General features: G+C 52.8%; 24 protein-coding genes. 15 read left to right on the forward strand and 9 right to left on the reverse strand.

Annotation, left to right across the window (positions count from 1 at the left end; all coding sequences use genetic code 11):
• Positions 1 to 219 precede the first annotated feature (219 nt).
• Positions 220 to 1,806: an alpha-amylase family glycosyl hydrolase gene (locus tag JQC72_RS10695; protein ID WP_205495489.1), complete on the reverse strand. Its 1,587-nt coding sequence runs from the start codon at positions 1,804 to 1,806 to the stop codon at positions 220 to 222.
• A 346-nt stretch (positions 1,807 to 2,152) separates the two neighbouring features.
• Between JQC72_RS10695 and JQC72_RS10700 the strand changes: the two genes are divergently transcribed.
• From JQC72_RS10700 to JQC72_RS10740, 9 genes are all read left to right on the forward strand, one after another.
• Positions 2,153 to 2,584 (forward strand): hypothetical protein, encoded by a 432-nt coding sequence (locus JQC72_RS10700; protein ID WP_205495491.1) that lies wholly within the window; start codon positions 2,153 to 2,155, stop codon positions 2,582 to 2,584.
• Positions 2,581 to 3,759 carry an alanine racemase gene (alr, locus tag JQC72_RS10705; protein ID WP_205495493.1) on the forward strand — a complete coding sequence of 393 codons (1,179 nt, stop codon included), beginning with the start codon at positions 2,581 to 2,583 and terminating at the stop codon, positions 3,757 to 3,759. The genes JQC72_RS10700 and alr overlap by 4 nt, the downstream gene beginning before the upstream one ends.
• 439 nt (positions 3,760 to 4,198) lie before the next feature.
• Positions 4,199 to 4,495 carry a CopG family ribbon-helix-helix protein gene (locus JQC72_RS10710; RefSeq protein ID WP_205495700.1) on the forward strand — a complete coding sequence of 99 codons (297 nt, stop codon included), beginning with the start codon at positions 4,199 to 4,201 and terminating at the stop codon, positions 4,493 to 4,495.
• A 4-nt stretch (positions 4,496 to 4,499) separates the two neighbouring features.
• On the forward strand, positions 4,500 to 4,850 hold the full coding sequence (gene ndoA, locus JQC72_RS10715) for a type II toxin-antitoxin system endoribonuclease NdoA (RefSeq protein ID WP_205495494.1): 351 nt from the start codon (positions 4,500 to 4,502) through the stop codon (positions 4,848 to 4,850).
• 184 nt (positions 4,851 to 5,034) lie between these two features.
• Complete coding sequence (locus JQC72_RS10720; protein ID WP_205495495.1) at positions 5,035 to 6,051, forward strand: PP2C family protein-serine/threonine phosphatase; 1,017 nt, start codon at positions 5,035 to 5,037, stop codon at positions 6,049 to 6,051.
• A 56-nt stretch (positions 6,052 to 6,107) separates the two neighbouring features.
• Positions 6,108 to 6,434, forward strand: a complete 327-nt coding sequence (locus tag JQC72_RS10725; RefSeq protein WP_205495496.1) for an STAS domain-containing protein — start codon at positions 6,108 to 6,110, stop codon at positions 6,432 to 6,434.
• Positions 6,435 to 6,436: 2 nt separating this feature from the next.
• On the forward strand, positions 6,437 to 6,922 hold the full coding sequence (gene rsbW / locus JQC72_RS10730; protein WP_205495497.1) for an anti-sigma B factor RsbW: 486 nt from the start codon (positions 6,437 to 6,439) through the stop codon (positions 6,920 to 6,922).
• On the forward strand, positions 6,888 to 7,673 hold the full coding sequence (sigB, locus tag JQC72_RS10735; protein WP_205495498.1) for an RNA polymerase sigma factor SigB: 786 nt from the start codon (positions 6,888 to 6,890) through the stop codon (positions 7,671 to 7,673). Before rsbW ends, sigB begins: the two co-directional genes overlap by 35 nt.
• 232 nt (positions 7,674 to 7,905) lie before the next feature.
• The gene (locus JQC72_RS10740) at positions 7,906 to 10,062 is read left to right on the forward strand and encodes a Tex family protein (protein ID WP_205495500.1); all 2,157 of its coding nucleotides are present in this window, start codon (positions 7,906 to 7,908) and stop codon (positions 10,060 to 10,062) included.
• Positions 10,063 to 10,225: 163 nt separating this feature from the next.
• On the opposite strand, the gene JQC72_RS16570 is transcribed toward JQC72_RS10740, so the two are convergent.
• From JQC72_RS16570 to JQC72_RS10755, 4 genes are all read right to left on the reverse strand, one after another.
• Positions 10,226 to 10,351: a hypothetical protein gene (locus JQC72_RS16570; protein WP_302104772.1), complete on the reverse strand. Its 126-nt coding sequence runs from the start codon at positions 10,349 to 10,351 to the stop codon at positions 10,226 to 10,228.
• A gap of 152 nt (positions 10,352 to 10,503) precedes the next feature.
• Positions 10,504 to 10,740 (reverse strand): hypothetical protein, encoded by a 237-nt coding sequence (locus JQC72_RS10745; protein WP_205495501.1) that lies wholly within the window; start codon positions 10,738 to 10,740, stop codon positions 10,504 to 10,506.
• A 21-nt stretch (positions 10,741 to 10,761) separates the two neighbouring features.
• On the reverse strand, positions 10,762 to 10,980 hold the full coding sequence (locus JQC72_RS10750; protein WP_205495503.1) for a DUF5132 domain-containing protein: 219 nt from the start codon (positions 10,978 to 10,980) through the stop codon (positions 10,762 to 10,764).
• Entirely contained in the window at positions 10,977 to 15,611 is a 4,635-nt protein-coding gene (locus tag JQC72_RS10755) for a cation-translocating P-type ATPase (protein ID WP_419179862.1), read from the reverse strand. The genes JQC72_RS10750 and JQC72_RS10755 overlap by 4 nt, the downstream gene beginning before the upstream one ends.
• A gap of 70 nt (positions 15,612 to 15,681) precedes the next feature.
• On the opposite strand from JQC72_RS10755, the gene JQC72_RS10760 reads away from it, so the two are divergent.
• From JQC72_RS10760 to JQC72_RS10770, 3 genes are all read left to right on the forward strand, one after another.
• The gene (locus JQC72_RS10760) at positions 15,682 to 16,140 is read left to right on the forward strand and encodes a hypothetical protein (protein WP_205495505.1); all 459 of its coding nucleotides are present in this window, start codon (positions 15,682 to 15,684) and stop codon (positions 16,138 to 16,140) included.
• A 24-nt stretch (positions 16,141 to 16,164) separates the two neighbouring features.
• On the forward strand, positions 16,165 to 16,503 hold the full coding sequence (locus JQC72_RS10765; RefSeq protein ID WP_205495507.1) for a glycine zipper domain-containing protein: 339 nt from the start codon (positions 16,165 to 16,167) through the stop codon (positions 16,501 to 16,503).
• 101 nt (positions 16,504 to 16,604) lie between these two features.
• On the forward strand, positions 16,605 to 17,405 hold the full coding sequence (locus JQC72_RS10770; protein WP_205495522.1) for a TatD family hydrolase: 801 nt from the start codon (positions 16,605 to 16,607) through the stop codon (positions 17,403 to 17,405).
• Here the strand turns inward: JQC72_RS10770 and cmpA are convergent.
• The 4 genes from cmpA to JQC72_RS16575 form a co-directional block, all read right to left on the reverse strand.
• A complete protein-coding gene (cmpA, locus tag JQC72_RS10775; protein WP_205495529.1) occupies positions 17,385 to 17,519 on the reverse strand; it encodes a cortex morphogenetic protein CmpA in 135 nt (44 codons plus the stop codon). The genes JQC72_RS10770 and cmpA overlap by 21 nt on opposite strands.
• A gap of 96 nt (positions 17,520 to 17,615) precedes the next feature.
• Complete coding sequence (locus JQC72_RS10780; RefSeq protein ID WP_205495531.1) at positions 17,616 to 18,041, reverse strand: carboxypeptidase-like regulatory domain-containing protein; 426 nt, start codon at positions 18,039 to 18,041, stop codon at positions 17,616 to 17,618.
• A gap of 10 nt (positions 18,042 to 18,051) precedes the next feature.
• Positions 18,052 to 19,023, reverse strand: a complete 972-nt coding sequence (locus JQC72_RS10785) for a trypsin-like serine peptidase (RefSeq protein WP_205495532.1) — start codon at positions 19,021 to 19,023, stop codon at positions 18,052 to 18,054.
• Between the two features lie 123 nt (positions 19,024 to 19,146).
• Positions 19,147 to 19,278 (reverse strand): hypothetical protein, encoded by a 132-nt coding sequence (locus JQC72_RS16575; protein ID WP_302104774.1) that lies wholly within the window; start codon positions 19,276 to 19,278, stop codon positions 19,147 to 19,149.
• 448 nt (positions 19,279 to 19,726) lie between these two features.
• On the opposite strand from JQC72_RS16575, the gene JQC72_RS16935 reads away from it, so the two are divergent.
• From JQC72_RS16935 to JQC72_RS10800, 3 genes are all read left to right on the forward strand, one after another.
• Complete coding sequence (locus JQC72_RS16935) at positions 19,727 to 20,020, forward strand: beta galactosidase jelly roll domain-containing protein (protein ID WP_503629802.1); 294 nt, start codon at positions 19,727 to 19,729, stop codon at positions 20,018 to 20,020.
• A 572-nt stretch (positions 20,021 to 20,592) separates the two neighbouring features.
• Positions 20,593 to 21,159: a thioredoxin family protein gene (locus tag JQC72_RS10795; protein ID WP_205495536.1), complete on the forward strand. Its 567-nt coding sequence runs from the start codon at positions 20,593 to 20,595 to the stop codon at positions 21,157 to 21,159.
• Positions 21,160 to 21,172: 13 nt separating this feature from the next.
• Positions 21,173 to 22,066, forward strand: a complete 894-nt coding sequence (locus JQC72_RS10800) for an NAD(P)-dependent oxidoreductase (RefSeq protein ID WP_205495538.1) — start codon at positions 21,173 to 21,175, stop codon at positions 22,064 to 22,066.
• Positions 22,067 to 22,102 lie beyond the last annotated feature (36 nt).

Genomic DNA, 22,102 nt, shown 5'->3' on the forward strand with positions numbered 1-22,102 from the left:
TGATTTTTCTGTCAATGGTGTACAATATGAGTAAGGCTAAATCAATTAAGGTTACAAAACAAAAAAACCGAGGGTAATCCTCGGGTTTTTTGCATTTCACATAGGTAGTTCATAAACTCGGGCGGCGGTTCTCTCGCGGGGTCCGATTTTTTCCGTCTTAAGCTCCACACCTGACAGGAAATTCGGACCCGCGGATACATTGCCGCTTTTACTTTGGCCTTATTTCAACAGTGCCGATGTGTACGCCGGGAGCGTCACCCTCGCTTGATCCGCTCCGTTTTGCCGGATTTGCACATTGGAGGGTCCGGCATATACGACGCGCAGGTGATGATCCGCAGGAACCGTAACGGTGACGGTTTGGCCGGAAAGATTATGCAGGACGGTCAACCGCTCCCCATCGGAGACCCGTTGATAAGCCGCCACTCGCGCATCATTCGTCGAAAGTGGTTTCAAATCCCCGTACGTCAGTGCGGGATATCGGTGACGCAAACGAATCCACTGACGATACCAATGCAACAGGGAATGGGGGTCATGCATTTGCGACTGTACGGAGACAGCGTTGGGGCCGGTGTTGAATCGGGGTTCCTCCCATGTTGTCTGTCCGGGGCCATGACCGGGGTACCAGCGGAACGGTTCTCGGATGTATTCGTCCGGCTTCTCCCCGAGCATGCCGATTTCTTCCCCGTAATAAAGGAACGGGTTGCCGGGAAGGGTGAGCAGGATGGCAGCAGCCGTTTTCGCTTTGTTCACATCACCGTTCAATACGCTCATCGTGCGGTTTTGGTCGTGATTGGTCAAAAACGGTGCGTCGATGGCGCGGGGGTTGACTTCAGCGTACATTCGCCCCGTTTCGGCGGCCAAAGCGGCAATTCCCGCATCTTGCCCCTGTTGAAGGGATTGCAGGATCCGACCCGACAGATCGAAATTGAACAGTGAATCCAGTTCAGCGTAGTACGGAGCGACACGCTCTTTGGCATCCCATACTTCACCGACGAGATACACGTTGGACTTCACTTTCTGCATTTCCCTGCGGAATTGGCTCCACCACTCGTGATTCTTGGCTTCCTGTTCGTCAGGGTAGATGTGTTTGGCGGCATCAAGCCGGAAACCGTCGGCCCCTTGTTTCAACCAAAACTTCCCGATTTTGATGATCTCCTCCCGGACGCGGGGATTGTCGTAGTTCAAATCGGGCATGCCGCTCCAGAACAGCCCGTAATAGTAGTCGCCCGAGCCAGGGTAGGTCTCGTGCCAGACGGGTTGTCCCCACGGGCCTTTTTCGTGGATGTCCGTGTTTTCGTCCGCCCAAATGTAATAGTCTCGATAAGGGCTGTTTTTGTCCCTGGACGCGGAGACAAACCAGGGATGTTGGTTGCTGGTGTGATTGACGACCAGGTCCATGATCACTTTGATTCCCCGTTTGTGCGCTTCACCCACCAGTCTGCGAAAATCCTTCAATGTGCCGTACTGCGGATCAACCTGGTAATAATCCACCACGTCATATTTGTGGTAGCTGGGCGATTTGGTGATCGGCATCAGCCAGAGACCGTCCACTTCCAGGTCTTTCCCGGCATCAGGACGGCCGTCGTTCAGGTAATCCAGTTTGGAGGTGATCCCGGCCAGGTCCCCGTCTCCGTCCCCATTGGCATCGGTAAAGGAGCGAACATAAATTTCATAGAATACACCTTGCGGCAAGGTAAACCGGTTGCCTTGCGGAGAGGCAGTTGCGTTGTCTGCTCTCACTCCCGGCATGATGACGAAAAGGAAAACCAGAACCAATAAACAAGAAATTATGCGTTTCCCCTTCATTCATCTCTCCCCCGTCAGATGTAGTGAAACCGTTTGCACAAACTATTGTATGAAATGATTGAATACAATTTCAAGTAGGAAAAATAAGCTTGAATCAATATAATAAGATGTGATATTTGGCACCGATAATATGGAATGTGCCCCAATCCCTTTGCAATTCCGCGTCCGAGCATGTATGATGATGGGTGTAAAACGTTGTCAAACGCGTCTTTGTATTGTGTGAATCTGGTAGAATCGTTGACCTGAGAGAAGGGCGGCTCTCCTGCGGACAGGGAACAAGCCACCCGGATCGGACACCCTTGCCGAAGTGCTGTTGACCCGCCTTCGGTTTGAAAGAGGTGGAGAGATGGATTCCTCGGTTATCTGTGAGGAGCAGACGCCGTATTCTGTGTTGCTCTATCGCAAAAGCAGCCTGATGCGGTTGTTGGAGACGGGTCTGTTTCTCGCCGGGTTTGCCGGAGTGCTCATGTTATTCCCTTATCGCTCTGTCCCGTTTATCATCGGCACGATCGTCGTGGCGGCTGCGGTGATTTTCGGGTTTCCCGCACTTTTTCGGGCGTTGTATCGCCCGCGTTACGTGCTTTATGAGGACAAGCTGGTCATTCATATGGGAAATCAGAAGGAAGAAATCCCATTGGTTCAGATTGAACCGGCTCATGATTTGCCCTATATTTTCCGAATTCGAGGCAAACGCCGCCCGCTGTTGGTCAGCAATCAATTCGTGGATCAATTGCAAGCGCAGTTGGAGATCATTCGGCGAACAGGAGCACAAGGATGAACCAACCCTATTACCGTGATACGATCGCAGAGATTGATCTCGATGCCATCACACATAATGTTCAACAATTTAGAAACAGGTTTCCGTCATCGGTCAGGCTGATGGCGGTTGTCAAGGCGGACGCCTATGGTCACGGCGCTGTTCCGGTGGCAAAAACGGCGCTGAAAGCCGGTGCGACCCATCTGGCTGTTGCCTTTTTGGACGAAGCGCTGCAACTGAGAAAGGCGGGGATCGAAGCGCCGATCCTGGTGTTGGGGTATACCCCGCCCGCCGCGGTGGCGGAGGCCGTGCGCCACGATGTCACATTGACTGTTTATTCGGATGCGGTTGTGGACGAGGTGGCAAGTCATGCCGCCCGAATGGGGCGCAAAGTGCCGGTTCATGTCAAGGTGGATACCGGTATGGGCCGATTGGGATTGTTTGAAGATGAAGTGCTGCCGTTTTTGCGCAGGATCAGACGGCACGATTGGATCGAGGTGGAAGGATTGTTCACCCATTTCGCCACGGCGGATGAAGTGGACAAATCCTATACGGAATGGCAACATAAACAATTGGAACGGATCATCGGTCGATTGCAAACCGAAGGGATCCAGATCCCGCTCATTCACTGCGCCAACAGCGCCACGGCGATTGATTTGCCGGCGTATGCACATCAATTGGTGCGTTTGGGGATCAGCATGTACGGGTACTATCCCTCCGCTGAAGTGAACCGCGAAGCGGTGGACTTGCGCCCGGCTCTGACATTGAAAACCAAAGTGATCCATCTCAAACGACCGCCTGCGGGTACGGGTATCAGTTATGGAAAAACGTTCGTTACCGACGGAACTCGCTGGATCGCGACCATCCCCGTGGGATATGCAGACGGGTTCAGCCGTTTGCTCTCCAATCGCGGCGAAGCGCTGGTCAACGGACGCAAGGTACCGATTGTCGGCAGGATTTGCATGGATCAGACCATGCTGGATGTGACCGAAGCCATGCCGGTCAAGGTGGGAGACGAAGTGGTTCTCTACGGTATGCAAGGCAATGAGCGGATCACGGTTGACGAAGTGGCGGAAGCGCTGGGCACCATCTCCTATGAAGTGACCTGTATGGTAGGTTACCGCGTGCCGCGCGTCTACAAAAAAGGAGGACGCATCATCAGTGTGGTAAATCGACTGGGACAAGCAAATTTTTAACATTTCCGATAGAAACTGCTGGACGGATGTGGCCCCGTGGGGAAAAACAGGGGAAATATGCGGGGAACAGCAGGAATTTTGTTGAATGGGTCGAATAAATTTATATGGAGCGAGCGGGTAAGCCCAGCCCTTCGGGGTTGGGATGATCGCGATTGTCAATAAGTGTGAAAACACTTAAAACTACTACGCAAGCAAAAAGGTTTTAGCCAAATCAACCAGGCTTGGGAGACGAAGCCATCGTGGATGGATGTGGGTTGCCACACCAGATGAAGCGAGAAGCTCTGCGGCGACCTGGAAGTGCCCTTGGTTCTTTAGCCGTGTCAAGCAAGTCGCGGTGTTCTCCCCGGTCCGTCTTGGGTGGCGGACTCATTTCATCAAAGTATATTTTTGCAACCCTTATGTCATAATGGTAGTATTGTAAGGGAAATCGCCAACGGTGATGATTGGTTGGGGGTGCGAAGTCTTGTCCGAAACCAAGCGAATCATGATCAGCCTACCCAAGCATCTGTTGCAAGAAGTTGACGGTATGGTGGCGAAAGAGAACTCCAATCGAAGCGAGTTTATCCGCCAAGCGATGAAGCTGTATCTGCAGGAACGGAAAAAACGGTTGATCCGTGAGATGATGCAGCGCGGCTACATGGAGATGGCGAAAATCAATTTGCATATTGCTTCCGAGGCCTTTGAAGCCGAAGAAGAAGCGGACGACACTTTGGAACGACTGGTTAGCGGGGTGTAACCATTTGATTGTCAAGCGTGGCGATGTTTACTTTGCCGATCTATCACCAGTGGTTGGATCGGAACAGGGTGGGGTCAGGCCTGTTCTGGTCATCCAAAACGATATAGGCAATCGGTTTAGCCCCACCGTGATCGTCGCCGCGATTACCGCTCAAATTCAAAAGGCCAAGTTGCCCACCCATGTGGAGATCGACGCCAAAGCCTACGGGTTTGATCGGGACTCGGTGATTTTGTTGGAGCAGATTCGCACGATTGATAAACAGCGTCTGACCGACAAAATCACCCATTTGGATGAGGAAATGATGAATCGGGTCAACGAAGCGCTGATGATCAGCTTGGGTTTGATCGACTTTTGACGAGAAGGGATATGGAATGCCGCGTGCGTTCCCTATCCCTTTTTGTTGAAATAACGCGGGAATCGGGATACAATGCAGTTGATTGAACAGAGCGGCCAACCACTCATGTGCCAACAGGGCAGCAGGTCCAAGACGGATCATGCGGTAAGACAGAGGCGGACGTACGACGGGACGAGGTGACACTATGGATGAGCATTTGAAACGCCAATATGAGGAATTGCTTTGTTCCTATTCGCGGGAGAAGCGTGAGGACCATCTCTACGCTGCCCAACAGTTGAGCAAGTGGATGATGGAACAGCGCATTCCCCCGGAGGAAATCATCAGCATGCACGCCGCCGCCGTGAAAAAGATGCTTCCCGATGTCCCGCCCGCCGTTGTAGATATGTTTGATCTTTTGATTGAGATCATGATCGGTTACGGCATCGCATATAAAGAGCATGAATCACTGATTGACCGCCAACGGGAGCTGGAATACGAGATCGAAGTGGCGGTCGGTATGCAGCAAACCTTGCTCCCCCGCTCCACTCCCCAGTTGCCGGGTACGGAAATCGGCGCCGTCAGTATGGCGGCCAACAAAATGAGCGGTGACTACTACAACTTCGTCGATCACGGGGAAGGGAAAGTCGGGATCGCTCTTTCCGACATCATCGGTAAAGGAATTCCGGCAGCCTTGTGCATGTCGATGATCAAGTATGCCATGGATGTATTGGTCCACAATCCGCCGGGGCCGGCTGAAGTGTTGCGCAATCTGAATGCGGTGGTGGAGCGTAACGTTGATCCCAGTATGTTTATCACCATGGTATACGGGGTGTACGATTCCAAAAACCACACGTTCCGCTATGCCACGGCGGGCCATGAACCCGGATTGCTCTACCGGGCTGAGGATGGAACGTTTCACGATCTGAAATCCCGCGGGCTTGTTCTTGGCGTGTCACGGGATACCACTTATCAGGAGTTTCAGGTCCAGTTGAAACCCGGCGATGCGATTATTCTGTTTTCTGACGGAGTGACGGAATGTCGCATTGACGGGCAATTTTTAGGGAGAAAACGATTCAAAGAAATTATTTTAAAATATTTGGATAAGCCGGCTCAAGAAGCGGTAGAATCGATTTATCAGCATATTTACGAACTGGCTAAGTACAAGCTGAAGGACGACCAGACCATCCTGTTGATCCGCCCCAAACCTGTATCAGATGGATAAAAGAGGTGTTTCGATCTTTCGGAGAACGGGTACTTTAGTAGCGGAGGTTGAAGCGAATGAACGTATCCATCAAAGAACGGCAGGATTCCGACAGTATGACGACATTGGAAATAACAGGCGAGATCGACGCCTTTACGGCCCCTCAACTGAAAGAAAAGCTGATGCCGCTTTGTCGTGACAGCCGTGTGGTGTATTTGGACTTATCGCAAGTGGATTATATCGACAGTACGGGATTGGGTGTCCTGATCGGTGCGTACAAGTCCTTGCGGGCTGCGTCGGGACGTCTCGTTATCACGGGGGGCAATCCGCGTTTGGAACGGTTGTTCCGGATCACCGGCTTGAATGAGATCATCGAGATTGAAGGGACGCAGGAGGACGAATGATCATGAAAGATCAACCGAGGGACCTGATCGAGCTGACCATTCCGGCCAAAGCCGATTACGTGGGCGTAGTGCGTTTGGCTATTTCCGGAATCGCCACCCGTATGGGTTTCTCATATGATGACATTGAAGACTTGAAACTGGCGGTGGCGGAAGCGTGCACCAACGCAGTCCATCACGCGTATCGGGGAGAAGGCGGAGAAATCTCCATCTGTTGCAATCTGTACGTCGACCGTCTGGAAATTGAAATCATCGACCAAGGATGCAGCTTTGACGTATCGGCCGTCGAAGCCCAAGCGGGTCCGATCAACGGGCGGATCCCCTATCACGCCTTGCGCGAGCGAGGTTTGGGTCTCTATTTGATGAAGTCGCTGATGGATCGCGTGGAGATCAAAGGCGACAACGGTGTGGTGGTGACGTTGACGAAGTACATCAGGAGGGACGAGGTGGAACCAGATGTCGACTCGCCCACAGAAACCCGATCTCACTGACGCAGAGGTGTTGGAGAAGATTCGTCAGTACCAGGAGAACGGTGACAGTGCCGTTCAGGAAGAATTGGTCACCCATTACACGGAGCTGGTGGAGACCTTGGCGTCCAAATTCGCCCGGGGAAGTGAACCTTACGAAGACCTCGTGCAAGTGGGGATGATTGGCCTCTTGGCTGCATTGAAGCGGTATGATCCCGCCTATGGCAGGAGTTTTGAGGGATTTGCCGTGCCCACGATCGTCGGAGAAATCAAACGGTACATCCGTGACAAAACGTGGAGCGTGCATGTGCCGCGCCGCATCAAAGAGCTGGGACCGCGCATCAAAAAAGCAGTGGAAGAGCTGACTTCAAAACTGCATCGATCTCCGCAAATCGAGGAAATCGCTCAATATCTCAACGTCACTCCCGAGGAAGTATTGGAAACGATGGAGATGGGACGCAGTTACAACGCCATTTCCGTCGACACTCCGATCGAGGCGAGCAATGACGGCTCCCAGGTGACGCTGTTGGACATCGTGGGAGACGAAGATGAAGGTTATGAGCATGTGGACCAGCGCATGCTGTTGGAGAAAGCGTTACAGGTATTGACTGATCGCGAGCGGGAAATCATCCGTATGACATTTTACGAAAATATGAGCCAGAAACAGGCTGGAGAACGGCTTGGCATTTCCCAGATGCACGTATCCCGTCTTCAGCGGCGAGCCTTGCGGAAACTAAGAGAATCGCTGCGGCTGGAACCTTCGGAATGCATGTGAGCGAACCTGCGATATCCTGATTTTGCCAACGTCGGGCACCTCGTTGGTTTTTTGTCATGCCTCGCGAAACTTCCTCCTCTGATTCCCCATCTGTGGTTCCCTCCGATGCGTAATGGTACTACCTCTCGAACGCCGAAGGTGATGCGTTTGTCACGATCCGTTCATTTGCGTCCCCGAGTATGGCGGAGTATCATGGTGGAGTCGAAGATTTTTCTGACTACGGGAGGCGATTATGCAGGTTCAAGAGATGTTCCGTCTGATTGCTGAAGAGTTGGGCATTCAGGCCAAACAAGTGCAGGCCGGCGTTGAGTTGATGGAGGAAGGCAACACCATTCCCTTCATCGCCCGTTACCGAAAAGAGCGAACGGGTGAGCTGGACGAGGAACAGTTGCGTGCGATCGCAGATCGTTATCAATATCTCGTTCAGTTGAATCAACGCAAAGAAGAAGTCATCCGGCTGATCGACGAACAGGGCAAGTTGACGGACGAATTGAAAGCGCGTATTCTGCAGGCGGTCAAGTTGCAGGAAGTGGAAGACTTGTATCGACCGTTCCGCCCCAAACGGAAAACACGTGCCTCCGTGGCCAAAGAGCGCGGTTTGGAACCGTTGGCCGAGGCGATGCTGCAGGCGAAAAGCGAAGCGGAAATAACCGCTTTGGCCCCGCAGTTTGTCAATGAGGAAAAAGAGGTGAAAACGCCGGAAGAGGCGCTGGCCGGGGCGATGGACATTATCGCTGAAGCGTTGTCCGATGACGCCGAGGTGCGCAAATGGGTGCGGGAGTACACCTGGAAACACGGGGTGCTGGTCTCCTCGGCCAAAGATCCGGACGTGCGAAGCGTCTATGAAATGTATTACGATTATCGTGAACCTGTACATAAAATGCCTTCCCACCGCATTTTGGCGGTGAACCGCGGCGAACGCGAGGAAATCCTGCGCGTGCAGGTGGAAGTGGAAGATGGCCCGATCCTGGAACGGTTGTACCGGTGGTTTCCCGTTCCGCCGCACGACTATCTGCGTCAGGCGGCGGAAGATGCATACAAACGGCTGATCGCCCCGTCGATCGAGCGCGAAATTCGCTCGGCCATGACGGAAAAAGCGGAGGAACAGGCGATTCATATCTTTTCGGAAAATCTGCGACACCTGTTGTTGCAACCGCCGGTGCGCGGCAAAACCGTACTGGGTGTTGATCCCGCTTACCGCACGGGTTGCAAGCTGGCCGTGGTGGACGATACAGGAAAATTGCTTCATGTCGGCGTGGTCTACCCCACCCCGCCGCAGAACAAAGTGGCGGAAGCCAAAGCCACCGTCAAGCGGATCGTGGAAGACTACGGCGTCGATTTGATCGCCATCGGAAACGGGACGGCATCCCGGGAGACGGAAGCGTTTGTCGCGGAGCTGATCCGTGAGATGGACCGGGAATTGTACTACGTGATCGTCAATGAAGCCGGAGCCAGCGTCTATTCCGCATCCAAACTGGCACGGGAGGAGTTTCCCGACTTGGACGCGGCACAGCGGAGCGCCGTTTCGATCGCCCGCCGTTTGCAGGACCCGTTGGCGGAATTGGTGAAAATCGAGCCCAAAGCCGTCGGTGTGGGGCAGTACCAGCATGATGTGTCTCAAAAACGGTTGGCGGAAAGCTTGACTGCCGTAGTGGAATCGGCAGTGAACCACGTGGGTGTGGATGTCAACACCGCATCCGTTTCCCTGTTGCAGTATGTATCGGGCATCAGTGCAGCGGTGGCCAAAAACATTGTGAAAAGGCGCGAAGAACAAGGGCGCTACCGCAATCGGGAAGAGCTGAAGGAAGTTCCCCGTCTGGGTGCCAAAACGTTTGAGCAGTGTATCGGCTTTTTGCGTATTCCCGATGGTGAAAACCCGTTGGACCGCACGCCCATCCACCCCGAATCGTATCCGGTGGTGGAACGGCTGTTGGCGGTGTTGGACAGCCAACCGGAAGAGATCGGAACCGAGTCGCTCAACCAAAAGTTGCGACAGGTTGATGTGGAGGCGACGGCCGAACGTCTGGATTGCGGCGTCCCCACTCTACGTGACATCATCTCCGCTTTGCTCCGTCCCGGACGGGACCCGCGCGATGAACTGCCGGCCCCGATTTTCCGCTCTGACGTATTGAAGCCGGAGGATTTGAAACCGGGGATGCAACTGAAAGGCACCGTGCGCAATGTGGTCGATTTCGGCGTGTTTGTGGATATCGGATTGAAAAACGACGGATTGGTGCACATCTCCAAAATGAGTGAACGGTATGTGCGTCACCCGATGGATCTTGTCTCGGTGGGAGACATTGTTGACGTTTGGGTGCTGAAGGTGGACCTGGAACGGGAACGCGTCGGTCTCAGCATGATCCCGGTATCGGCGGAAGAAACGGAGTGATTTCGCCTCACGGGATTTGGTCACTCTCTTTCAGGGCCGGTCCGAATTTCCCGCCGAGTGCGTGAAATGGAGACGGGGAAATTGAGGGTGCGTTTTGATCAACGACGGGGGCTTGTCCCCCGTTATGGCAATAAAAAAAGCCCTGTTGCGGGCTTGATTTCGATTAATCAACATAAGTGAATCGAATGTTGCGCTTATATTCCAGGTACAGACGGATGGCACCAATAATCGCCATGATCAAGGAAGCGATGGCTGAGATGAGTGTAGCAAGTGCCGCTGCCTGTTGCATGGCCTTTACACCCCCTGGTTAAAAATCACCTTCACTATAATAGCAAAGGCACCAGAAGGCATCCATAGAAAATATACCCATATCATGAACAGGCATCCATGAAAAACGGACAGGCATCCCCATATTGGTCGACGAACCGTTTCCTTGCATGTTCATAACCATTTTCGGAGGCGGGAAAAGGAGATCCATCCGAGCAAATTGATCCGGTTCGCTTTCCCTTTTTCTTTGATGGCGTGATATACGCGGCCCAGGAATTCCTCCCATTGGCGACCAAGCGCTTCTTGGCTCTGCTTGATTCGTTTGTATTCCTCGATGCTCAAATCCAAAGCCTGTTCGATATGGGAATAAGCTTGGGACAGATGGTGGTCGATGTTGTCCCGGTTGTTCACGGCGGTTCCTCCTTTTCGATGTTACGGAAGCATATCCAGTTCCCGGTTCAACCGTTTTTTCATTCGCTCAAACTGAGCTTCCGCAATGAAGTCTTCCATCTCTTCTTTCATCCTGTTCCATACATAGTTTCCTCGTTGCCGCATTGGCTGACTTACTTGCTTTGCAATAGGGAGAATCGCCGGAACGGCCAGGATCAGAGCTGTTCCGACAATCCATTTGTCCATTGATTTCCATATCATGCTGTTGTCCCTCCCAGTCTGGGTGTTGTCCGGTTGGTCATTGGACGGTCTTTGCCGGATAACATCGCGATCAATGGTTCCGAGACTTTCGATACCAGTCCTGCCACCAAAACGATGGGGCCCCAATCCCTCAAGCTGAGCGGCGCGGTGTGCAGAAAACGGGCCACGGGCGGAATATAGATGGACCCGAGCAAAGTGAGCAGGGATATACTCAGTGCACCCGTAAGAAAACGGTCTTTGGCCCACTCTGAGAGACGTTCTTCCGAACCTTCCTGCCGCCAGGACAAAGTCTGGATCAGCTCACCCAGCACCAAGGTGGCAAATACGGTCGTTTGAGCGACGAGCAATGAACTGCCGCGACGCAGTTGCATCATGAACAGCCCGAGCGCTCCGGCACTCAACAGTGCACCACGGGTAACCACTTTCGTGTACAAAGAGCGGTCCACTATGTCGGTGCGACGGGTTTGTTTGGTTTTATTCCCCGGGTTGACCGCCAAAATCATCGCAGGCAATGCATCCGTCATCAAATTCATCAGCAGGATTTGGATGGGGATCAGCGGCATCGGTAAACCGGCGATGACAGCTGCGCCGGTGATGATGATCTCCGCCAAATTGCCGGTCAGCAAGCATCCAACCGCTTTGCGGATATTGCTGATAATGGTTCGACCCTCTTTCACCCCTTCCACGATGGAGGCAAAGTGGTCGGTTTTCAAAACCATGTCCGCCGCTTCCTTGGTTACTTCGGTTCCGGTCAACCCCATGGCGATCCCTACGTTAGCCTGTTTGATTGCAGGGGTATCATTGACACCGTCTCCGGTCATGGCCACGACTTCGCCCCGTTTTTGATAGGCGTTGACGATCCGGAGTTTGTGTTCTGGTGTTACCCGTGCAAAGATGGAGATCGATGGAATCCGGCGATCCAATTCCTCATCATCGATTTGATCCAATTCCCGTCCTGTGATCACACTGGTTTCACCGCTGTAGATCCCGATTTGTTTGGCGATGGTGATGGCTGTCATGGGATGGTCACCGGTGATCATCACTGTTTTGACCCCCAGTTTTCTTGCTTGATCGATACTTTCCGCCACATCTGGTTTCGGTGGATCGATCATGCCCATGATGCCGAGGAAGATGAGGTTGTTTTCTTCCGGACAATTTTCCTCATTCTCCAGGTCCTCCGCCTCGCGGTAGGCAAAAGCCAGAACCCGAAGAGCTTCACTCGCCAATGCCTCATGCTTGCGGAGGATGGCCGCTTTTTCATTTTCTGTCAGCGGGATGATTTGTCCGCCGGATTGAATACGATCGCACAGCGGCAAAATGGATTCCAAGCTTCCTTTGGAAAACAGATAGCAGGTTTCTTCCCTCTTTTTACAAGCCACCGTCATCCTGCCGTTGGCGGAATCGAAGGGAATTTCATGGATACGCGTCCACTCGGAACGATTCTCCTGCATCTGTGCTTTTTGAACCAAGGCTAATAAGGCTCCCTCCGTGGGGTCACCCTTGACCGTCCATCGCCCCTCTTCCTCTATAATTTCGCTGTTGTTGCACAGCAGGCTGATTTGCAACATTCGACTCACTTCAGGATGGTCTTTTTGCAGCGTTTTTCCCGATCCTTCGGCGATGATGTTTCCTTTTGGAGAATAACCGCTTCCTTCCACACGCCATTCTTCGTTCAACGTCGCGATCTTTTTCACGGTCATTTCATTTTGAGTGAGCGTGCCGGTCTTGTCAGAGCAGATCACCGTGATTCTCCCTAAAGTTTCCAAAGTGGACAAGCGCCGGATCAGTGCGTTTTTGCGGGTCATCCGAAAAATGCCGGCGCTCAGAGCGATCGTGACCGTCACGGGAAGCCCTTCGGGAATAGCGGAACCCGCCAGCGCAATGGATGTGCTGACCATTTCGGTCAAGGGAACACCTCGCATAAGGCCGGTTAAACAAACTGTTGCAGCAACGATCACCGCTCCTTTTACAAAGGTTTTGCTCATGGAAGTGATCCGCTGTTGAAGGGGCGTTGTTTGCTTTTCAGAAATATTCCCGGCCAGGATACGTCCCATTTCCGTTTGGGCTCCGGTGTTGACCACAATGCCGATCCCTTTGCCGCGGATGACATCCGTTCCCATATAGAGCATGTTGCCTCGATCGGAAAGGGGAACATCGGCTGCCACGGGTTCCGGGCTTTTTCTGACGGCTACAGATTCCCCCGTCAACACCGATTCATTGACCTCCAGGTTCCAGGAAAGGAGAAGACGCAGATCAGCAGGAACACGATCTCCCGCTTTCAGGCAGACTACATCTCCCGGAACCAAATCAGTTCCCGATGTCTCCACCGTTTGTCCATTACGGATGACACAGGTCACCGGTGGCTGGTACTCGTTCAGCGCCTCCACCACTTTTTCCGCTTTTCGCTCCTGCATGGCCCCCACAGCGGCGTTGGCCAACAATACCGCGCCCATGGCCAGACCGTGAAAAACGTCTCCGGTCAAAAAAGACAGTGCGGTTGTTCCTACCAGTAACAGGGTAGTAAACTCTTTAAACTGCTCCAAGAAAGATACCCACCACGATTTTTTCTGACGGGTTTGCAGTCGGTTTTCGCCGTATTGCCTTTTCAGCTCCTGCACTCTGGAGGGGTCCAACCCCTGGCTTTGTTCCACTTGAAAGTATCTCAGCACATCGGAAGCCGTTTTTTCATGCCAGCGGAGATCGGGCTCGGAAAGAAAAGCCTCAGAAGTGGCGGAAACCTCCTGCAAGACTTGTTTATTGTTTTTCCACAAAGCGTTTACCGGCCTCTTTTCATCCGGTTTTACCCTGGTTAAAAAGATGAGCGAAAGGGCATCGGCTATCAAATTGATGGTAAACGCACTGACCCGGAACGGGAGAGCCAACAAGGGTCCTAAGACATTCCAAAATTTAGATACCCGAACATGTTGGTAGATCATTTGGTCGGTCCGTTCCGCGATTTGACGGGCCTCCATCACCGAGTGAAGGAGATTTCCTGTGGTACGGGGCAGCTTCTGTCCCAACATCGTCTCCTTTACTGATGCGGTTCGGGAAGATGCCACCCAAATCACATCTTCTCCCCGTTTACGGAGGCATTCAATCCGTTTTTTGATTTCATCGGGACCAAGGGAGGACCAACTGGTGTCGATCCGATAACGTTGCAATACGTCCGCTTTGGCGACAGACGTTTCCAACACGGCGATTGTCCATTCAGGCTGGCGATATCGTTGAAATCGCTCAAAGAACGGGGTGGTCTCTCCTGTGGAACGGTACAGGATCCCTTGTACTTGGCTTATATTGCCGGTTTGGACAACGGTGAACCACACCTGATAACCTTGCCGCATCAACCGTTTGGCCGGGAGAAGATAGGGTCCGCCGTCCAATCCGAATCGCTGCAGGTATCGGAGCGTCCCGAAAAAGACGTCATGGTTTTGGATCCGCCCATACACACCCTCATCCTCTTCCCGAACGCGGAAAGCGGTTCGGATGGTCCGTCCCGTTTTACCGGCCTTTTGAAGGATTTCCTCTTTCCAGGGATGCTTTGTTTTTTGCAACAGAGAAGCGGTCCAGCACCAAAACCGTGCTTCGTCCCCTTCGCCCGTCATGCAAAACAGTTCTCGGCTGTCCGGAGAGAATAAAAGCGAATCATTTTCAAACAAAAACGTTTTGGTCCGGGCCAATTGAGGGAGCGAACCGTTTTCAGGGATGGACAACCCTTTCTCCCGGCAGCGGAGTTCCGCACTTTTCCAGGCAGGCTCTACAGAGATGCTAGCAGTTCGGGGATTGGCCCCCAACAAGACAGCCAATCCTCGAAGGGGGTCCTTGGTTACCGCCCAGGTGGCCCCTGCCAACAGTCCTCCCCATTTTTCCGCCCGTCGACTGTAATCTTGGATATCTGACGGTACATAGTCAAAGGTGTTGGGTGATTCTCTTCTTTTCCGGTGATATTTCCAGTTGATGTATTGGATGATGCTCAGACCGGCCAACACAACCAAGTTTTCGCGAACAAGCGCCAGTGCAAAGGCGGCTGTTCCGAGGATCAGATCGGTGTTCCACTTTTTTCGCACACGTAATTTTTCCAATCCCCGTTTCAAAAAAGGGTAACCCGTAGCCACGGAGATCAAGCTGGACAGGTAAAAAGGAACCGGTCCTCTTGCCAGGGCGGATTTCCCCATAAACGCCTGCTTTGCACCGATGGCTCCCAAACCGAGCAGAGAAACGGTGAAGGGTAGTGAAGTCGACCGATGGAGCCGGAATGTATCGACTCCAATCGCCGATTGATCATCAGGCAAGGGCGTCGCGGAAGCGGCGACTTCCACTCTTGCGCGGTGACGGATTTGCGAAGGGGAGACTGTCGGTCGTTGCTCGGCTGCTGATACCGAATGATCGGAGGAAGGGCGCTGCACAGCAGACAGAATCAATTCCAGTACCCCGTCTTTTGTCAACTGGGTCGGATCATAAAAGATCAGCATACGCCCGGTGACAACACACGGGTTCACCTTCCGGACACCGGTTTGCCGTGTCAAAAAGGCGGCTAAATCAGAAGCCTTTTTCTGATTTCCTTTACATGACGATACCAGGATACGAATCCGTCCGGGCAACGCGTGAATGCAGCGAATCTGTTCGTTTTGCACCTTGATTCCCACCAATTTTCGGTTTAACAGGTTGTAGTGTTAACCAAAGCAACTGTCCATATACCGGAGTATGCAACTGTTGTTTTGGGCAACCTTTACATTAGGTAAGGAGGTGGAAGGCGTGGATCTAAGAAAATGGATGAATGTCAGGTCGCCCGTGGGTTGGGCTGCAGCGGTAGCTCTTATCCTTGCCTTTTCGCCCAGAGCAAGAAAAGCGGCCCGGCGGATGGCGGTAAAGGGGACGGCGACTGCGTTGAATATGGCTGAACAGGTCAAAGAAACCGCGATCGGCATGCAACAGCAAGTGAAGTCATGGATGAAGCGGGATTCAATGGAATCGGAAGAGGTTTCTGATTCAACGTGGGAAGAGGTTGGCAAGCAAGCCCCTGCCGGTGGGGAATTGCCTTTGGAAGGGTTTGAAGATCTCCTGCAATCCTTGATGAAGCGTCTGGAAAAGCAACAGCAAGAATTGGAGGCTCTTCGCCACCAAATGGAAAACAATCAAAAGCCGGATGATTCCGGAACCTGACAAACGGACAGGAGGTGGTCGCACATGTTACGAAGCAGTTCCGTCTGGGCGGGAGTCATAGCTGGCGGATTGTCGCAATGGAAAGATACGCGGGCTTATAAGCACGGAGAAATGAGAAAAGCGGATTACAAGGTGCATACTGTAGGCAATATCACCGGAGCTGCGGGATTGGCGGCGGGGATCGAGTATGGTGCGTTGTTGGGTACCATGGTTATACCCGGAATCGGTACCGTTCTGGGATCAATTTTGGGTGGCCTTGCCGGAGATAAATTCGGACGTTATTTGGGCGAAGGTGCCGCATCGGCGGTCTTCAAGCCATCTGCCAGGGTGTGGAATCATGCCTTCGATATGGACGATATGTAAATCTGAATTCGCAAAACCCCTGACAGATCAGGGGTTTTTTATGATTTCTTCAAACACCGGGGGCTTGTCCCCCGTTTTTACATATAGAGGAGGGAGGATCAGTGGAGAAGGGAATGTCGCTGATTGACACCCATGTTCATTTGGATCAATTCCCCGAGGAAGAAGTGCCGGAAATCATGGTGCGTGCCCGGCAAGCGGGCGTGAACCATGTGGTGGCTGTGGCATCGGGGGCGGACTCGTGTCTCCGTTTATTGGAGTGGAAACGGCGGTTTCCGGATTGGCTGACCATCGCTTTCGGCGTTCACCCGGAGCGGGAGACGGATGAGGCGGAAGTGGATACGGTGGTCGGGTTGATCCGGCAACATCGTGAGGAGATCGGCGCCATTGGGGAAGTGGGATTGCCGTATTACACACTGGCGGAATCCCGGCAAAAACAATCGCCCTCTCCCCATGCGGTTGCCCGTTTGTCCCGTTTTCTTTCGTTGGCGGCGGAGCTCGATTTGCCGGTGGTGTTGCATGCCGTCCACGAAACGGCGGAACCGGTTCGACTGCTGTTGCGACGATATGGGGTGAAACAGGCGGTGTTCCACTGGCTCAAAGCGCCCGCTGATGTGTTGCAGCACATTGTGGATGACGGTTATCTCATCTCGGTGACACCGGACATGCTTCACAGGGAACGGGACCGTGAGTTGGCCCGCCAAGTACCTTTGTCCCAGTTGTTGTTGGAGACGGATGCGCCGTGGGAATACGGGGGAAAAAGAGCGGAACCGGCATGGGTGAAGCTAGTGGCGGAGGAAGTGGCCAGAGTGAAGGGCGTCACGGTTCGGCAAGTGTGCCGGCAAACAACGGATAATGCACGGCGTCTGTTCAGCAACGACGGATCAATGGCGACGGGGTGGTAAAGCCCCCTGTTCTTTTTCACGGTACGTGAACCAACACGCGTTGAGAAAACGGATCTGCCTGCGGTCTTTGCCGTAGAACGCGCGCATCAGCTGATTGCGCAACCATTTGGGCATGGTGATCCCTCCCGGGTACCAACGTTTCTCTCATTACAAGGTATGTAAAAGCCCCGGTCGGCGTGAACACCGATCGGGACTTCCGGGATCAGGGAATCAATTTGATTTCTTTTTCAGTCGAAATGTAAAGACATTGTTTCGACCCTTTTTCACTTCTATGGTTTGTTCGTGCGTTTCGTATCCCTCTTTGAAAAAGGTGTATTTGTATCGACCGGGGGGAAGCCGGTCCGTAAAAGTACCCGTATTGTCGGTGTAGTACAACATTTCCGGAATGGAAAACGGTACTTCGGTTCGGATGGAATCAATGCTGTATTTCGCTTTCGAGATCGGTCGGACGTCGGTGTCGGTCACTTTTCCGGTCACGGTCACCAGATGCCGATCGAGATCGGTTTGCCGGTTTCCTTGTGAATGATCCCGGTCATTGGTCGGGGTTTCTTTTCCATTTGGTTGGCAGAAGGCAAGCAGGGGAATCAGACACAACATCAGCAATGCGAATCCAACCTTTTTGGCAGTCGTGATCATTCTCACCCTTTCATTGCAACGGTTCGTTTCTCCAATCGGTCAGGTTGTTGAATCTCACTTCATTGATTCGGGTTCCGCTGTTATAGATGGAGGAGATGGCGGGATCCAGCCCGTAAGCATGTATACCGATGCCGCATTCTCCGCAACCGGATCGCGTTTGCCATACAGGGGCTCCGCTTTGGCCTTTAGACGTATCATTTTTGTAATACAACTTCGTGTCGGAATCGTCCCAGATTTTGTCGGTGTGTTTCCACATCGTCGTTCCGTTGTCCTTGCTTCCGGGGTAACCCACGATTGTTTCGGCTTCACCGGAGTAGGACCAGGATTGCCAACGGTAGCCAAACCATCCTGTCTGGTAGCCGATATCCCGATCCAGTTGAATCGCCCCGTAGTCGTATTCGTGGTTCAGATCCTGCGTCCATCCGACAACGGACCGGAATCCTGTCGCATAGGCAACACCGAACGGGTTGGTGCTGCCGTTTTTACCGGGATACACCCTCGCCCAACTGACCCATCTTTTCAAATCGGGATCGAACACACAGTGACCGGCGGTTGCCACCGTGTGGGGGCCAATCAACCATCCGGTGCATTCACCCACATCCGTCTCAATTTTGACTACGGCAGAGTATGGATAGGAAGTCGTATTGGACACCTTGGTCCGATCGTCCGTGCCAATGACGGAGTCGATCCCGATGGATCGTGAGACAAACGGATCACTGCCCGATGCGTGACCTTTTCCGGTCCCCCGATAACCGGGCACGTAGGCGGCTTTCCCTCCCGCCTCTTTCACCATCCCGCTTGTATCGGCTTCAGCTTTTCGGAATCCCTTTCTTCCATCTTGAGTGACGGGAGTTTCAAGAGCATTGTTTGTTGCGATACTTTTTTCCCGCGCTTCCACACTCCCTGACACCGGTGACAGAAACGTAACAACTGTTGCCAAACCGACACATAAAACAGCCAATCCCCTGTAGATCCCGCGCATGAAACGACCTCCCACTCATTTATTTGGATTGTATGGAATATTATATAATATTGTTCTTTTTTTTAACAATCCGAAAAACAGGTGAAAGGGTTCTCGCAAAACAAAAAAACCCGGTTGACCGGGTCAAGCGTAATGTTCGGCGATTTGCTGTCTGATCCACTCTTGGGTACAGCATTCATCCAACGCCTCTTGATCGGGTGAAATGGGTGATCCGCAGGTCGGGCAGACCGTTTGGGGAGGTGATTCGAGTTTCATAAGGCCACTCCTTGAGAAGGATGTTTGGTATAGTATATTATAACAGAAAAATAAATGTGATGGTGTAATATAACAATTAGTGAAAACAAAAAACGGTCCCCCCAACGACTTGTTGATCATAGACCTTCGTGTTTCGTCTCTGAGAAAGCCGTAGGTGAGCCGTTTCCGGTTTTCTGCGGATTTTCACGTGATTGAGCCAATTACGGTCGTTTGGGCGAAAATCAGGCTTTGAAATTTATGGACTTGATCGCTTCGGAATTGGATGTGGAAATGCCGGGCGCACTGACGGAAATCGCCCCAAGTCCGGAATATGATCCGTTTGTCGATTTCCGCGAGCGGGCCATGTTTATGCAGGCTTGGTCGTCCTACGGCGTGCAGTGGCCGGTGATTCATCATTTTGCGGGTGTACGGCCGGACATGCCGCATCATCGCTTGGCGGTGGTGCAGGATGTTCCCGACTCGTGGCCGGGGTTATCCGTCAGCCGATTGTGTGTTGGAAACGGCCAAATCAGGTGTCGCGGCCAACAAGTCGGACAAGATGTATACCACCCGGGTAACTGCTCCCGCGGGCTGGGAGCTGACCATCGGGCACACACTGCCTGCCGGTGTGCGCGTCCGGCAAGTGTGGTTGGATGGAAAGCCTGTTTCGGACTATGAAGTGGTGAACAGACAGCGCGGTACTGAGGTGAGCGTGCACACCCGATCGGGAAAACCGCATCTGTTAACCGTAATCACAGAGTAATGAGTTTGAAGGAGCGGGCGGGAAATACCATCCCTTCAGGGTGAGGATGACGAAGCCTCCGTGGATGGATGCGGGTTGCCAGGAGTCAGATGAAGCGAGAATTCCACGGCGACCATAGGGAGTGCCTCCGGGCTCCAATCGTGTGGGGCAAGTCGCAAAAAGATGGCGATCCTTCCCAATACTGATTCCCGTAAATTTGTTTTCCGTCTATCTGTGATACGAATAAAAACCCCCTATCCCCCTGTGGAGCAGGGGGTTTTTGCATGTGATTCCTGTGTGCCATGAAAAAAGAAGGGATAAAGCGTTACACAACAACAAGTATTATAATTTCAATAATATAAAATCCCTCTCGAAATGGAAAAAGGAATATTCGAATGACAATGTGTTACAGGTGGATCGGTGGATTTTCCTCTTTTGGTGTGATCAGTAATTATTGGGTATAATTTTACATGTTAATTGTGGTTTTTATATAAAAGCGTTATGATGGTAGTTGTGGTATGCAACCCTTTCTAGCGGTTTGATCGGGAAACCGTTACAATGAAAGCAGAATACGGGAAAGGGAGGACAGGCGCATGAAGCTTCTGGGGGGCTGGTACGAAAAGGGCGCGACCTGGGATGAATATGTGGGCGGCATGCAAGTGAACAAAGAAAACATGCTGTACATATACGAACAATACCGGCTGCCTGATGAAGATCGGTTGTTCTACCAGCAGTTGCGTGATCGACAATGGCGGGTGATTGCGCTCACGGCGGATTGGTGCGGAGATGCCATGTTGTGCAATGCGGTTTTGAAACGGATCGCGGAGGCGGCAGGATTTGAGCTTTCCTTCCTGATCCGTGACGAGAATTTGGAGTTGATGGATCAGTATTTGACCAACGGCAAATCCCGCTCCATTCCCATCTATATTTTTATTGACAGGGAAGGACGGGAACGGGCGGTGTGGGGCCCGCGCTCTCCGGAAGTACAGCGGTTGGTGGACGAGATGAGAAGTCAGTTGCCGGACAAAGCGGATCCCCAGTTTGAGAGAAAGCAAAAAGAGGTGTTTCGCGGATTCAAGGAACGCATACTGACCGATCAGTCGTTGTGGGAGACGGTGAACCGCAGCATTCGGGCACGGTTGGAAGAAGCGCTACGATAAGGAGGAGACCGGGATGCAATCTTTACGCGTCGGTTTTATCGGATTGGGGATTATGGGCAGGTCGATGGCTCGTAACATTCACCGCGCAGGCTTTCCGGTTACCGTATGGAACAGGACCGAACGGAAAATGGCGGAAGCAAGGGAATGGGGGGCGGAAACGGCTGCTTCGCCCCGGGCTGTGGCAAAAGTGAGTGACGTGGTGATTACCTGTGTCGGTGACACACCGGATGTGCGGGAAGTAGCCGAAGGGCCTGAAGGGTTGCTGAAAGGGGCCCGTGAAGGGTTGATCTGGGTGGACATGAGTACGATCGCACCTGAGGCAACCCGGGAATTGGCTGCTCGTGCCGCGGAACAAGGCGTCCGCATGCTCGATGCCCCTGTCAGTGGAGGAGATATCGGCGCGCGGGAAGGCACACTGTCCATCATGGTCGGAGGGGACGCCGAGGTATTGGAAACGGTTCGCCCGGTATTGGAAGCGATGGGAAAAAACATCGTGCATTGCGGTCCGCATGGAGCCGGGCAGACGGTCAAAGCGTGCAACCAGATTTTGTGCGGGCTGAATCTGCTGGGCGTGGTGGAGGCCTTGGCATTTGCCAAAAAAGCGGGCGTCGATCTGGAAAAGATGATCGAGGTGACCAAGCAGGGAGCGGGAGGTTCCTGGGCGTTGGCCAACCTGGCGCCCCGAATTGTCAAAGGCGATCTGGCTCCCGGATTTTCGGTCCGTTTCCAGCAAAAAGATTTGCGCATCGTGCTTCAGGAGGCAGAACAGATGAACCTGCCGTTGGTGGGTACGGCGGTGGTGCAACAGTTGCTGCGGTCAGTGCAGGCTTATGGTGGGGATGATGACGGAACCCATGCACTGATTCGGGTGATGGAGCGGTTGGCCGGACTGGATTTTACTCGTTGAGAACGGCCAAAGACGCACTTGTCAAAAGTGGATGAC

Origin of the sequence: Polycladomyces zharkentensis (genome assembly GCF_016938855.1) — a bacterium.
GTDB classification, from domain to species: Bacteria; Bacillota; Bacilli; order Thermoactinomycetales; family JIR-001; genus Polycladomyces; species Polycladomyces zharkentensis.

Excerpts from the sequence above, each read along its gene's own strand:
- JQC72_RS16570 (WP_302104772.1), bottom strand. The coding sequence starts at position 10,351 with ATGCAACAGGCAGCGGCACTTGCTACACTCATCTCAGCCATCGCTTCC.
- JQC72_RS10725 (WP_205495496.1), top strand. The coding sequence starts at position 6,108 with ATGAACGTATCCATCAAAGAACGGCAGGATTCCGACAGTATGACGACA.
- alr (WP_205495493.1), top strand. The coding sequence starts at position 2,581 with ATGAACCAACCCTATTACCGTGATACGATCGCAGAGATTGATCTCGAT.
- JQC72_RS16575 (WP_302104774.1), bottom strand. The coding sequence starts at position 19,278 with ATGAAACTCGAATCACCTCCCCAAACGGTCTGCCCGACCTGCGGATCA.
- JQC72_RS10785 (WP_205495532.1), bottom strand. The coding sequence starts at position 19,023 with ATGCGCGGGATCTACAGGGGATTGGCTGTTTTATGTGTCGGTTTGGCA.
- JQC72_RS10765 (WP_205495507.1), top strand. The coding sequence starts at position 16,165 with ATGTTACGAAGCAGTTCCGTCTGGGCGGGAGTCATAGCTGGCGGATTG.
- JQC72_RS10720 (WP_205495495.1), top strand. The coding sequence starts at position 5,035 with ATGGATGAGCATTTGAAACGCCAATATGAGGAATTGCTTTGTTCCTAT.
- JQC72_RS10750 (WP_205495503.1), bottom strand. The coding sequence starts at position 10,980 with ATGATATGGAAATCAATGGACAAATGGATTGTCGGAACAGCTCTGATC.
- JQC72_RS16935 (WP_503629802.1), top strand. The coding sequence starts at position 19,727 with ATGTTCCCGACTCGTGGCCGGGGTTATCCGTCAGCCGATTGTGTGTTG.
- sigB (WP_205495498.1), top strand. The coding sequence starts at position 6,888 with ATGTCGACTCGCCCACAGAAACCCGATCTCACTGACGCAGAGGTGTTG.
- JQC72_RS10700 (WP_205495491.1), top strand. The coding sequence starts at position 2,153 with ATGGATTCCTCGGTTATCTGTGAGGAGCAGACGCCGTATTCTGTGTTG.
- JQC72_RS10695 (WP_205495489.1), bottom strand. The coding sequence starts at position 1,806 with ATGAAGGGGAAACGCATAATTTCTTGTTTATTGGTTCTGGTTTTCCTT.
- JQC72_RS10740 (WP_205495500.1), top strand. The coding sequence starts at position 7,906 with ATGCAGGTTCAAGAGATGTTCCGTCTGATTGCTGAAGAGTTGGGCATT.
- JQC72_RS10780 (WP_205495531.1), bottom strand. The coding sequence starts at position 18,041 with ATGATCACGACTGCCAAAAAGGTTGGATTCGCATTGCTGATGTTGTGT.
- JQC72_RS10800 (WP_205495538.1), top strand. The coding sequence starts at position 21,173 with ATGCAATCTTTACGCGTCGGTTTTATCGGATTGGGGATTATGGGCAGG.
- JQC72_RS10710 (WP_205495700.1), top strand. The coding sequence starts at position 4,199 with ATGATTGGTTGGGGGTGCGAAGTCTTGTCCGAAACCAAGCGAATCATG.
- rsbW (WP_205495497.1), top strand. The coding sequence starts at position 6,437 with ATGAAAGATCAACCGAGGGACCTGATCGAGCTGACCATTCCGGCCAAA.
- JQC72_RS10795 (WP_205495536.1), top strand. The coding sequence starts at position 20,593 with ATGAAGCTTCTGGGGGGCTGGTACGAAAAGGGCGCGACCTGGGATGAA.
- cmpA (WP_205495529.1), bottom strand. The coding sequence starts at position 17,519 with ATGCCCAAATGGTTGCGCAATCAGCTGATGCGCGCGTTCTACGGCAAA.
- JQC72_RS10760 (WP_205495505.1), top strand. The coding sequence starts at position 15,682 with ATGCAACTGTTGTTTTGGGCAACCTTTACATTAGGTAAGGAGGTGGAA.